Below are 12,907 nucleotides of genomic sequence, written 5' to 3'. Positions count from 1 at the left end.
GACGCCGACCCGTCCACACCCACGACCACCAGACCACTCATCGTGTCTCCCACGTTTCAGACGCCATGACCACTCTCCTCCAGCCTCGCCCCGGCCTCGCTCCGCCGCACGGGGTCCAACGGCCACAACGGGGTCCGACCGGCACTTGCCCCGGGCCGCGGCGCGCCTGGGTCCCCACCGCCATGTGGTGGCCGCCCGGGTTCTCCGCCACGAGGACGGCACGAGGACGGGCTGTGCCCCATCCGAATCACGGCGGAGGGCCCAGGGCCCCCGCACATCAAGTGGCCCGGTGTCTGTACGGCGAGGGGGCCGACAGCGAGACCGGCCATGCCCCAGCGATCCCCGGAGCTGAAAGACGACTTCGCGCAGGTCGCCTGCTGCACCGCCGCGACGGCCGCGGAGTTCGCCAGGAACGCCCGGATCTCGCGAGACCTACTTGCTTGTCGAAAGGATGTGGCCCCATGAGGCAGGGAGGGGCCGCGGTGCTTGCGTCGCCCTTCGACGACCCTCCGGCACGCGTGCCGAACCTGACATCGATCCTCCCGGCTCGGGCCAGGGCAGCCCGTGCAGAGTCCGGCATCAAAAACACGTAAAGATTGCCGGGAGCAGGCAATGCCAGGACCGGCTCGCGCATGTGAGCATTCGGTAATGGCGCGGTGGCACGGGGAAAAGGCGGTGGGGGCGGATGGGCTGGTTTCTGGGTCTCGGCATCGCGGGAGTCGTGCTCCTGGTGCTGTCCCTCGTCTTCGACGGCGTCCTGGAAGGACTCTTTGAGAGCGTCGGCTTGCTGGACGGTCTCTTCGACGGGCTCCTCTCGCTTCCGGTCATCGCCGGATTCGTCTCCATGCTCGGCTTCTCCGGTGCGATCGCCATGGGCACCACGGGCGTCGGCGCGGTCGGTGCGACCGCGATCGGCACGCCGGCCGGACTCGCCACGGGCTGGCTCGCGTACCGCCTCAGCCAGGCGCTCCTGCGCGACCGCTCCGGTGCGGCTCCGCGCCACGACGATCTGATCGGCACCTCCGCATCCGTGGTCACGGCGATCCCGGCCGATGGCTTCGGTGAGGTGCTGGTCCATCTGGCCGGGCAACCCGTGAAACTCTCCGCGAAGAGTCCGGCGCCAGTGGCCCGGGGGACCGAGGTCTGGGTGGAGGGAACGCTGTCCCGGACAGCGGTGTCCGTACGTCCCGTGGAGCGCTGACCGCACCCCACACCCCCGGCCGCACCTGTCACACCGGCCCACGCGCCGGTGCCTGTTCTCTTCACACGAACCCGTATCGATCCGCCGTCCCCTGGGAGGGCTGAGGGGGAATCATCATGAATCCAGTCGTCTTCGCCGTGGTGGGGGTCGTCGTACTCCTCATCCTGCTCGGCCTGGTCGTCGTCACCCGCTACAAGGTCGCGGGTCCGAGCCAGGCGTTCATCGTCACCGGGCGGCGCGGCAAGAAGTCCACCGATCCGGAGACCGGCCGGATCTTCACAGACAACAGCGGCCAGAAGGTCGTGGTCGGCGGCGGCGTGTTCGTCGTGCCGTTCGTACAGCAGAAGTTCACCCTCGACCTGTCCTCGCGGCACATTCCGGTCGCGGTGCGCGGCGCGGTGACGCTGCGCGGGGTGAAGGCTCACCTGGAGGGTGTCGCGATCGTCAAGGTCGGCGGCACCGAGGACTCGATCCGGGCCGCCGCGCAGCGGTTCCTGATGCAGCAGGACGGCATCGTCGGCTTCACCCAGGAAGTACTCTCCGGCGCGCTGCGCGCCATCGTCGGCCGGATGTCGGTGGAGGACATCATCCGCGACCGGGCCGTGTTCGCCGGTCAGGTCGCCGAGGAGGCCGAGGCGAGCCTGTCCGGGCAGGGCCTGGTGCTGGACGCCTTCCAGATCCAGGACATCACCACCGAGGGCTCCTACCTGGAGGACCTCGGCCGCCCCGAGGCCGCCCGCGCCAAGCAGGAGGCCGACATCGCCGAGGCGGTCGCCCGGCGCGCGGCCGAGCAGGCCCGGCTGAAGGCGGAGGAGGAGATCGCGATCGCCCAGCGGACCTTCGCGCTGAAGCAGGCGGAGATCAAGGCGGAAACCGACGAGGCCGCGGCTCGTGCCGCGGCGGCCGGTCCGCTGGCCGAGGCGGCCCGGCAGCAGGAGGTGCTCGTTGAGCAGGAGAAGGTCGCCGAGCACCAGGCCGCGCTGACCGACCGCGAGTTGGACACCAAGGTCCGCAAGCCCGCCGACGCCGCCCGGTACCAGGCCGAGCAGGAGGCCGAGGCCCGCCGTATCGCCCTGGTCAAGGAGGCCGAGGCGGACGCTCAGCGGTCCCGGCTGACCGGTGAGGGCGAGAAGGCGCACCGTGCCGCGCTCGCCGACGCGGTCCGTATCGAGGGGGAGGCGGAGGCCGCAGCGATCGGCGCCAGGGGTGCGGCCGAGGCCGACGCCATGCAGAAGAAGGCCGACGCGTTCGCCCAGTACGGCGACGCGGCCGTGCTGCAGATGCTCGTCGAGGTCCTGCCGCAGGTCGTCGCCAAGGCGTCCGAGCCGCTCAGTGCCATCGACAAGATGACCGTCATCTCCACCGACGGCGCCGGCCAGCTCTCCCGCACGGTCGCCGACAACGTCGCCCAGGGCGTCGAGTTGCTGAGCTCCACCACCGGAGTCGACTTCGCCGAGTTGCTGAAGAACATCACCCAGCGGAACGGCGGTGCGCAGCCCGAGACCGCGGCGTCCGCCGAGGCCAACGGCAAGATCGAGATCGCCGGCTGACATCGGACGGACAGCGGTGGGAGCCCGGGCGGTTGCGAACCGCCCGGGCTCCTCCGGGACGGACGCCGGCGCGTGCCGGACAGCGGCGCGTGCCGGACAGCGGCTGCGGGGCGCTCTCGGTCGCCGGGCCGCTGCGAAGAGGGAGTGTGGACGTGTTCCTGTGGCTGTGGCTGGTCGGCTGGTCTGCCTTCGTACTGCCCCTGTCGGTCGCCACGTTGCGGGGCTGGGCGCCCAAGCGGGTCCGCAGTCGTACGACGCCCTGGGGCATCCGTGTCCGGGGCGTCGCCCTGCTGGTCATGTGGGTGGGTGGGTTGGTCGTCCCCCTGGGACGGTGGAGCGGGCTGGCCGGGGAGGACGCGATGCTCCTCACGCCTGTCTCGGAGGCGGGCCTGTTGCTGTTCGCGGCGGGGCTCATCGCCGGGTCACAGCTCAGCGACCGGTTCCGGCGGAGTGCCGAGCGTTCTCGGGCCGCGGACCAGGGCATCGGCGAGCGGTCCTGATGTCGTCTTCCCGGCGGGGCCGTGGTCTGTTCTCCCCCACACGATGGTTCTACCGATGCCGCCGCGTGTGTTTCGCGTCAATGACCTGGCCCGCTCGCCGGTGACACAGGACGGTTTCAGGCGGGCTGGCAACAGCCTGCCTGCAGTCGTCCGTAGACCTGATGAGCCGTCCCATGGTGACGAGTGCCGGGATGACAGCGAGCCACGGATCTGTCCAGGCGAGGGCGGTCATCAACCCCCTGTCGCGAAGACGATGTCGGCGCAGACGATGTCGGCCACGGCTGGTTCACGGCGTCCTCTCAGTCGTGCCTCTCGCCGTGCGGTCGTACGGCGTGTCGGGCCGTCGGGTTGGCCATGAGGTGGCGTGGATCGGTGGCGCGGGTGATGGCGGACTCGACGGCGGCGATGCGGTCCGCGAGGAGGCCGAGGGCGGCGATCGCGCGAGTGAGCTGGTCGTCCTCCGGTCCGCCGAGCGCCTGGGTGCGGACGTACGTGGTCCTGATGTCGGCCCACCGGGCGGCCTGCTCAGACGTGAGCGTGCCGCGCAGTTCCGCCAGTTTCAGCAGGTTGGCCTCGGCACCGGCGGTGAGGGTCTGGGCCTCGGCCCGGTAGTGGTCGTCGATCAGCGCGGACAGTTCGGCGTCGTTCATGACGGGCTGGATGCGCTGGGCGATCTTGTTCATGTTGCGGTAGGAGCCCTGGAGCTGGAAGGGCGGCTCGGTGCGGGTGGCGTCGGTCCGGGCGGCCGAGGCGATGTACGCGGCGTTCACCGCGAGGACCGTCGCGCGGGCCGTGAGCAGGTGGCGCAGCACGGCCAGGACGTGCTCCAGTTCGGCGGACGCGAGGGAGTGGGTGAGCCGGTCCGCGCGGGCCGTGGTGTCGCCCTGCGCGAGGCGGATGAGCAGGTCGAGGTCGGCACGGTCGCGGCCGGCGAGCGGGGCGAGGACCGGGTTCGCGGTGAGGGCGTTCTCGACGAAGCTGAGCGCGAAGGCGTCCTGCTTGCCGGTCAGGACGTCGCCGAGGTTCCAGACGTCGGCGCGGTTGGCCAGCATGTCGGGCACCCGGAAGCGCGCGCCGGACTCCGTGTAGGGGTTGCCGGCCATGCAGACGGCGAAGCGTTTGCCGCGCAGGTCGTGGGTGCGCGGCTCCCCGTCCCGTACGCCCTCCATGCGGCGGGTGGCGTCGCACAGCGGGATGAACTTCTGCAGGAGCTCGGGCGAGGTGTGCTGGATGTCGTCCAGGTAGAGGAGGGTGTTGTTGCCCGTCTCCAACGCGAAGTTGATCTTCTCGACCTCTCGGCGGGCCGTCGCGTTCGGGGCCTCGGCCGGGTCGAGGGAGGTGACCGCGTGCCCGAGGGCGGGGCCGTTGACCTTGACGAGGATCAGGCCGAGGCGGTCGGCGACGTACTCCATGAGGGTCGTCTTGCCGTAGCCCGGCGGAGAGACGAGCAGCAGCAGACCGCCGGTGTCGGTGCGTTTCGTGTCGCCCGTGGTGCCGAGCTGCTTGGCGAGGCTGTCGCCGATGAGCGGAAGGTAGACCTCGTCGATGAGCCTGCTGCGCACGAAAGCGGACATGACCCGGGGCCGGTACTCGTCCAGGCGGAGCCGGCCGTGTTCGGCGGCCACCAGCTCCGTTCGGCGGCGCTGGTAGGCGCGGTGCGCCGGGACGTCGTACGAGCGGAACGCGTGGGTGCGGGCGAGGAACTCGTCGACGCGGAGGGACAGGGAACGGTCGGTGATGCGGGGGTGGGCGCCGAGCAGCCCCTCCACCGTGCCGGTCAGCGGCGCGTCGGAGTCGTAGCGGGCCAGGTCGGGGCAGAGTTCGGCGGCCACCGCCTCGGCCAGGTCGCCGGGGGTGGGGTCCGTGCCGGTCGACGCTGCGTACGAGAACAGCCACGCCTCGACGAGCTGCTTGCGTGCGGCCAGGTCGCCGACTGCGGCGAGGTCGTCGTCGTAGGCCGACGAGCCCACGGTGCGGCGGAACTTGTCGAGCAGGGTGCGGGCGCCCGCGCTGACGACGAAGCCGTCGGGACCGCTCGTCAGCTCCTCGAAGAGGTAGGCGGCCGCCGCCTGGTTGCCGATCGCCTCCGCAAGCTCCTGCCGCAGATCGTCGATCGCGGGCGCCAGGCCGAACGTGTCCCGTGCACGGGCCAGCGAGACCGCGCGCCGCTGCCACTCCTGCCGGGCCTCGTCGGTCCTGCCGTGGGCCCAGAACAACTGGGCGGTGGCGCGGGCCGCGGGCTCGTGGCGCAGGGTGCCCGCCTCCGCGTACAGGCGCAGGAGGGTGGCGAGGACCAGGGCCGCGTCGTGGTCGTGGACTCCGCGCTCGTATCCCTCGTCGTACGCCGCCTCCGCGGCTCGCCGTACGAGGTCGGGCAGGTCTGCCGCCTCCAGTGCCGCCGGACCGTGCTCGTCCAGCAGCCGGGCGGCGAGGTGTTCGGCGCGGTAGACCTCGGGTGACTCCGACGGCAGCGGACGGTCCCAGTAGGGGCGGGTGGCGGCGAAGTCGGGGGCGGTGACCGGGGAGCGGTAGTCGGTGCCGGTCAGGGCGAGGGCCAGTCCCTCGCCGTGCGGGACGAGGGTGAGGTCGAGGGGCTGGGTGTTGACCGCGAAGCGGTGGGCGCCGAGGCGGAGGGTGCGGCCGTCGTCGGTGTAGAGGTCGGTGCGGTCGCGCAGGGACCGGCGGGCCTCCTGACGGGCGGACTTGAGGCGGCCGTCGAGTTCCTCCGCCCTGACCTGGTCGCCGAGTTCGCGCAGTTCGTCGGCGATGCGGCGGACCTTGGCGACCATGGGGTCCGAGGTGAAGTACGTGGTGACGGCGTCCGTGTCGGCGAGCACGGCGGCGCGACGGGTGACGGTGCGCAGTATCCGGGACGCCGAGTCGGCGAGGCGTTCGGCGCGGCGGGCACGGGCGTCGGCGAGGGTCTGCTTACGGGCGGAGAACGCGTCATGGACCTCGTCGCGCTTGTCCGCGAGGTCGCCGAGAAAGTCGTCGGACTCCGCGAACCGGGACTCCAGGTTCTCCAACTGGACAAGCAGGCGGGCGAGTTGCTCGTCGCAGGCCTCGGGGCTGTCCGCGACGGCGAGCGCGCCGGTGACCGCCTGCCCGAGCAGGGCGAACTCGGCGGCGAACTCGGCGCGCCCTTCACGGTCGAGGAGTGCGCGGCGGCGCCCGTCGAGGAGGGCACGGACCCGGTTGACGCCGCCGAGGATCTCGGCGATCCGTCCCAGGACGGACGTACGGACGGTGGCGTCGCCGATGTCGAGACCCGCGACGACCTCGGTCACGGTCCGCAGCCCGTCGGCGAGTTCGTCGAGGCGGGCGGCGACGGGCTCGGCCCCGGCGACGGTGGTGATCGCCTCGGTGTCGGTGACGAGTTGCTCGATGGCGGCCCGGTGGTCGGTGAAGGCGTCCTCACGCGCGAGGTGGGTGACGGCCCGCTGTCCGAAGGTGGCGAGGTCGGCCTCGGCGCCGGCGGCGAGTTCGTCGATGCGCGCGGCGTCGGCGTACCGCAGGTCCTTGAGCGTGAGCAGGTGGCCCTGGGCGTGGCGCAGTTCGGTCAGGCCGCTCATCCAGGCGGCGGCGCCGCGCGGGGCCTCGCCGCGCAGACGCCGTAAAAGGGCGGCGACCCGCTCTCCGGCTTCCGTGAGCGCGTCGGCGGCCTGCCGGGTGAGGGTCTGAACGGTCTCGAACTCGGCCAGGACCTGCTCAGCGGTGGCCCGCACCTGCGTGAGCGGCTCGTGCAGAGCCCCGAGTTCGGGCTCGCCCAGCCAGTGGTAGGAGTCCGCCGCCCGGACGCAGGCGGCGGCCAGTGCCTCGTACACCTCGCTCGTAGGGGTCGTCCCGGCGACCGCGCGGGTGATGGACAGGCAGTCGGAGACACCGCGCACGAGGTCGGCGTTGCCGACCCGGGCGAGCGGGCCGGTGCCGGCCGGCCGGGCGGCGGCGTGGGTGTCGGAGACGAAGGGCGAGTTCCAGAGCTGAACGGGGTGGACGCGCTGCGGTTCGTCGCTGTCCGCGCGCAGCACGACGAGCGCGCCGTCGTCGAAGAGCGCCCAGCCGTGGCAGGACAACGGGGTCGCGACCTCCTTGCGGATCACGTTGTACGGCAGCAGCAGGCTGCGGCCTTCCACGCGCGCGTGGAAGGCGAACAGGACGTCCTCGCCGTTGGGCGAGCGGACCACTCGCTCGAACTCCAATGCTGCCGTGTCCAGGGGGGCGGCGACGCCGTCGAAGGTCTTGTACGTGCCCGTGGCCAGGCAGTACCCGCCGGGGAAGACGATGCCCTGGTCCTCGGGCAGCCGACGGCACGCCTGCCCGACGCCGTCCAGGCGGACGACCGTCCTGGTGAGCGTGTTGAACACCAGGTGGCGGTCGGTGTCCTCCTTGTAGGGACGCACGCGGAGCAGGACCAGGGCGCCCACGCGCGCGTACGCGATATCGGCGTCGGCAAGGGACTGCAGCGGCTCGTCGACCGGCTCGGTGTAGATCCCCTCGCCGGTCTCCGTGTTGTTCTCGACCTTGACGGTGAGGGTGCCGCCGACGGTCTCGACGAAGACCTCGCCCTCGATGGAGACGTGCGGGTGGCGGCCGAGGACGTGGTCCTCCCGGGCGGTGACGGTCCACTCGAAGTCGTGGGCGGGCGGGAATACGTTGAGATGCTCGTCGCGGTCCCCGCGCGCGTCCAGGAAGGACACCTGGCCGTCGTCGGTCACGGCCCAGCGCAGGACGCGGATGTCCCCCGTCTTCTCCCCGGTCTGGAAGACCGCCAGCAATCTGCCCTCGACGCGGCGAAGCTGGAGCAGATGGGCCTGCCGGTAGTAGCGGTAGAGCGCGGCGAACTCACGGACGAACGCCGGGTCGTCCAGCAGGCCGGGTACGGCGTCGTCGGGCAGCCGGTTCAGGTCGCGGTCGTGCAGGCCGAAGACATCGCCGACGGCCGTCTCGGGCCCCCGGCCGAGGAAGACGTTGTGGCCGAAGAGCAGAACCCCGCCGACGGCGACGATGTCGCGGGGCACGCAGTTGTGCTCGGTGCGCAGCCGCTGGGTGCTCGTCAGCTCCAGCCGGGTGGAGCCGAACTCCTCGGTCCGCCGGGCGTTGAGTGCCTCGGCTCGGCGGGCGAGTTCGGCGGCCTGCGCGGTGAGGCGGTCGCGCAGCACCTCGTACGTGCCGGTGTCCAGGCCGGTGGTCATGGCGTCCCTCTCAGAAAGTAGGAAAAAAGCGGTCCGGAGCTGCCGTCCCCTGTGCGGCAGCTCCGGACCGCGGCCTGTCAGACCCTGGCGCTGCCGTTCAGGGCTGCGAGCGAGGCGTCGGCGACACCCAGTTCGCCGGCCTTGCCGAGCAGCTCTTCCAGGGCGCCGGAATCGGCTCCGCCCGTCTTCATCAGCTTCATCAGCAGGGCGGAGACGGTCAGGTTCTGCACGTCCGCCGTGGAGACCGAGCCGAGGACGCGGCTGAGGTCGTCGGTGAAGCTCGACGAGCCGTTCAGCCAGGGCCCCGCGAGGGCCTGGGCCGTCTCGGAGTGCTGGACGAACCCGTCGACGCTCTTGCCGAGCGCGATCGAGGAGACGAGGCGGTCGAAGAAGACCGAGTCCCCGCCGACGATGTTGATGTCGGCGTTCTCCAGTCCGGTGGCGAGGATCGTGGCCTGTGCCTCGGCGACGTGCTTCTGCACGTCGAGTCCGGCGAGCCGGATGTCCTTCTCGGCCTGCAGCCGCAGCCGGTACTCCTCGTGACCGCGGGACGCCTCGTCGAGCGCGGCCATCGCCGCGGCCTTCTCGGTCAGACCGGCTGCCTCCGCCTTCAGCTTCTCGCCGATGCCCTCGGCCTCGGCGAGCGCCTTCACCCGGGCGCCCTCCGCCTCGGCCCGCATCCGAGCCTCGGCCACCCCGGCCTCCGCACGGCCGGCCTTCTCGATGACCTCGGCCTCCTTGTCACGGACCTGGACGGCCGCGAGCCCTTCGGCGGCGGCCTCCGCCTGGACGCCCTCGGCCAGCCGCAGCTTGGCCTGCGCGTCGAGGTCGGCCGACTTCAACCGGGCCTCGGCCAGGGTGAGTTCCTCGGCGGCATGGTGGACGGCGGCCTGCTCGGCGGCCTCGGCCGCCTTGATGTCCTTGACCAGCTTCTCCTGCGCCTCGGCCTCGGCTGCGATGATCACGGTCTGCCGATCGCGCTCGGCCTCCTCCACGGCCCGCAGCTTCTTGATGGCCTCCTCCTGCTCGGCGACCGTACGGTCCACCGCGATTCGCTCGCGGATGACCTCGGCGATCTCCCGCTTCTCGGCCTCGACCTCCTTGGAGGCGGCGATCTGCGTCAGCTGCGTCTCCCGCTCCCGCGCGATGACCTCGAGCTGCCGGTCCTTCTCGATGCGCTCGCTCTCGATGGCGATGACCCGCTCGCGGTTCTTCGCCGCGACGGCGACCTCACGGGCCTGGTTCTCCCGCTGCACACCGAGCTGCTCCTCGGTCCTGAGGAAGGCGCCCTGGGCACGCAGCCGCTCCTCCTCCATGACCCGTGCCGTCTCGGCCTCCTCACGGGCCCGTACGGTGTCGATCTCCCGCCTCTGCTTGATCTCCGCGTCCGCCTGCCGGCGCTCCAGCTCCAGGATGGCCTCGCGGGCGTCGACGTTCTGCCGGGTGATCTCCTTCTCCTCCGTGCGCTGGGCCTCGTTGGTGCGTACGTGTTCCACGGCCGTCAGCTCGGTGATCTTGCGGATGCCCTGGGCGTCGAGGACGTTGGCCGGGTCCAGCTGAGTGAGCGGCGTCTGCTCCAGGTAGTCGATCGCCGCGTCCTCCAGGTGGTAACCGTTGAGGTCGATGCCGATCAACTCGATGATCTTGTAGCGGAGTTCTTCGCGCTTGGTGTACAGGTCGGTGAAGTCCATCTGCTTGCCGACGGTCTTCAGCGCCTCGGAGAACTTCGCGTGGAACAGCTCCTGCAGCGTGTTGCGGTCACTCGCGCGCACGGTGCCGACGGCCTGGGCGACCTTGATGACGTCCTCGACGGTCTTGTTCACCTTCACGAAGAACGAGATCCGGATGTCGGCCCGGATGTTGTCCTGGCAGATCAGCCCCTCCTTGCCGGCCCGGGTGATCTCGATGGCCTTCACCGAGATGTCCATCACCTCGGCCTTGTGGAGCACCGGCAGGACCACCTGACCGGTGAAGGTCACATCGACCTTGCGCACTTTGGAGACGATCAGCGCCTTGCCCTGCTCCACCTTGCGGAACAGCCGGGAGACGACGAAGAACACGGCGATCGCGACGAGCAGGCAGGCGGCGATGAGCACGCCGACGCCCACGGTGAAGGCATCCATACGAAATCCTTGAAGTCAGCGAGGAGTTGGCGCCTCGACGGCGAGGCTGGGCGGCCCGCTCGACTGCGGGCAGGTGCGTCAGGTGTGCGTACGACGTGCGTCACGCGCGCGGCGGGCATGAGGACGTGGTGCGGCCGTGCGGCCCCGTGGACGGTTCAGCCGCGCGTGTGGGGACTGCCGGGGTCGTACGGTGTACTGGTCGCGGCAGCCCCTCGGTACGACCCCGGGCGCCCCGGGAGCAGCCTGGCGAGAGGGACCGCGGACCTTCGTGTCACCGGCCACGCGACGAGGGTGGACACGGCGAGCAGCGCGACCCGGGCCGCCGCGCCGCCGGGACCGGTCAGGCGTGCCAGGTCCATCAGGACCGTTCCGGTGAGGCTGACCAGCCAGGCACTGAGGACCACGACGGAGGCTGCGACAGCGGCCGGTATCCCGCCGAGAGACCTGGTCAGCGACGGGGCGTCGGCATCGAAGGCGCGCACGTCGGCCCGGCCCAGCAGGACCAGCAGCCAGAAGCCGAGAGCGACGACCAGGGCCGAGGTGAGGGTGACGGTGGGGAACCGCACGGCGGCGTCGGCGATCTGCCCCATGCCCCCACCCCCCTAAGTCCGGCTCCCGAATCCCGTGTTGCTGCCGCCACCATCTTGAACTGGGCATGCCTTGCGGCGCATTGCCGTGTTCCGGCAGTCTTGACGTTTTCTTGATGCCGGAGGTCGACACATCGCTGCGGGTTCCGGTCCGTGGTCCGGCGAGGCCGGACGGGCACGGCGGACGGCAGCCGCCGCCTGTCAGGGGCCGGCGGGGCTCCTGGGAACGCGCCGACCGAACCACCCGAGTGACGCGGAGCCCGTGAACGGCCCAGGCACCCGCGAACTCGCCACGGACCACAGCGGTTTGGCCGCCATCACCTTCGGCCGCACCGGGAAATCGCGAGCGCCCCTGATACCGGACTCCTCCCCGGCCCCTGATCTGCCAGTCTTGTTCAGCATGCGTCAGGAATGCGTAGGCAAGGCGTCAGGAAACCAGGAGGGCGTGTGACAGGGCGGAAGGTCCCCGACGAGTATCTGGAGGGGTATGTCCAGATACTGGCCGACGTGTGCGCGACGGGTCGCCGCTTCACCAGGGGTGAGTTGGAATCCCTGCGGACCCAGGGAGAACGCGCTGCGGAGGCCGGCTTCGGCATGCGGGCCGTCGTTCGTCGACACCTGGCCGTGGCCCGCGATCACTGGCCCGTCCTGTCCGCCTCGGCCGGTGAAACCGCGCTCGCCGCCGTCGAGCAGGCGATCGACGCCTTCGCCGAAGGGCACGAGCGGGCACAGCAACTCGCCGTGCGGCAGGAGGAGGCGGTGCGGCGGGAGTTCATCGACGACCTGCTCTACGGCCGCAGCGACCTGGGCCGCCTGTCCGAGCGGGCCGAACGCTTCGGTCTGCTCCTCTCCCGCGCCCACGCCGTGGCCGTCGCGCAGGGCGACAAGCCCGTCGAGGAGACCGATCCGGCCACCCGGCAGGTGGAGAGCGCCGTGGTCAGCCGGTTCGGCGAGCGGCGCATTCTGCTCACCACCAAGGACGGCAGACTGGTCTGCATCGCGCCCGGGGACCAGGACGACGTCCTGACCTTCTTCGCCAAGCAGGCGTACGCGGCCACCGAGGGCGGCCAGGTCGCCATCGGACGTCCCCACCCCGGTGCAGGTGGCGTCGTGCACTCCTACGAAGAGGCACTCAACGCCCTCGACCTGGCGGGCCGGCTGCAGATTCACGAGCCCGTGCTGCGCGCGGCCGATCTCCTCGTCTACCCGGTGCTGACCCGCGACCGGCAGGCCATGGCCGACCTCGTCGACAGCACCCTCGGCCCCCTGCTGGGCGCACGAGGCGGTGCGCGGCCCCTTGTCGAGACGCTGACGGCGTACTTCGACTCCGGCTGCGTCGCCGCCGAGGCTGCCCGGCGCCTGAGCCTCAGCGTGCGGGCCTTCACCTACCGTCTTGAGCGCATCCACAAGCTCACCGGCGCCGACCCCGGCGATCCCGTCCACCGTTACACCCTGCAGACCGCGGTGATCGGGGCCCGGCTCCTCGGGTGGCCCGACGACGAGGAGTGACGTCCGACGAGTCACCACGAGGGCGGTTCGCGCGCTGTCGATCACGGCTCCCCGGTTGCGGCTGTCTGATCGTTTGCGCACGCCCGGCGTGCCGGACGGCATGAGCTGATCACGGGACGGGCCGGTGAGCCGGCGCGGTGTCCGGAACGCCGGCCCGTCGTCGGCCGCCCCGATCGCCGGCATCGGGCCGGGCTACGGCTACGGCTACGGCTACGGCTACGGCTACGGCTACGGCTACGGCTACG

Annotated in this window: 7 protein-coding genes; 4 read left to right on the top strand and 3 right to left on the bottom strand. The window is 71.2% G+C overall.

The window, feature by feature from the left end:
* Positions 1–685: 685 nt before the first annotated feature.
* The 3 genes from RB628_RS28075 to RB628_RS28065 all read left to right on the top strand — a co-directional run bounded on the left by RB628_RS28075 (position 686) and on the right by RB628_RS28065 (position 3,251).
* Positions 686–1,201, top strand: coding sequence for a hypothetical protein (locus RB628_RS28075; RefSeq protein ID WP_318323312.1), 516 nt, complete (start codon positions 686–688; stop codon positions 1,199–1,201).
* 116 nt (positions 1,202–1,317) lie between these two features.
* Positions 1,318–2,751, top strand: coding sequence for a flotillin family protein (locus RB628_RS28070; RefSeq protein WP_318323311.1), 1,434 nt, complete (start codon positions 1,318–1,320; stop codon positions 2,749–2,751).
* 152 nt (positions 2,752–2,903) lie between these two features.
* Complete coding sequence (locus tag RB628_RS28065) at positions 2,904–3,251, top strand: hypothetical protein (protein WP_318323310.1); 348 nt, start codon at positions 2,904–2,906, stop codon at positions 3,249–3,251.
* A gap of 299 nt (positions 3,252–3,550) precedes the next feature.
* On the opposite strand, the gene RB628_RS28060 is transcribed toward RB628_RS28065, so the two are convergent.
* The 3 genes from RB628_RS28060 to RB628_RS28050 form a co-directional block, all read right to left on the bottom strand.
* Positions 3,551–8,443, bottom strand: coding sequence for a DNA repair ATPase (locus RB628_RS28060; RefSeq protein ID WP_318323309.1), 4,893 nt, complete (start codon positions 8,441–8,443; stop codon positions 3,551–3,553).
* A gap of 77 nt (positions 8,444–8,520) precedes the next feature.
* Positions 8,521–10,566, bottom strand: a complete 2,046-nt coding sequence (locus tag RB628_RS28055; RefSeq protein WP_318323308.1) for a flotillin family protein — start codon at positions 10,564–10,566, stop codon at positions 8,521–8,523.
* Between the two features lie 155 nt (positions 10,567–10,721).
* Complete coding sequence (locus RB628_RS28050; RefSeq protein WP_318323307.1) at positions 10,722–11,156, bottom strand: hypothetical protein; 435 nt, start codon at positions 11,154–11,156, stop codon at positions 10,722–10,724.
* A 444-nt stretch (positions 11,157–11,600) separates the two neighbouring features.
* On the opposite strand from RB628_RS28050, the gene RB628_RS28045 reads away from it, so the two are divergent.
* Entirely contained in the window at positions 11,601–12,662 is a 1,062-nt protein-coding gene (locus tag RB628_RS28045; RefSeq protein ID WP_318323306.1) for a PucR family transcriptional regulator, read from the top strand.
* The last annotated feature ends 245 nt before the right edge of the window (positions 12,663–12,907 follow it).

Origin of the sequence: Streptomyces sp. ADMS (assembly GCF_033441795.1) — a bacterium.
Classification (GTDB): Bacteria; Actinomycetota; Actinomycetes; order Streptomycetales; family Streptomycetaceae; genus Streptomyces.
This window is presented reverse-complemented; position numbering and strand designations above follow the sequence as displayed.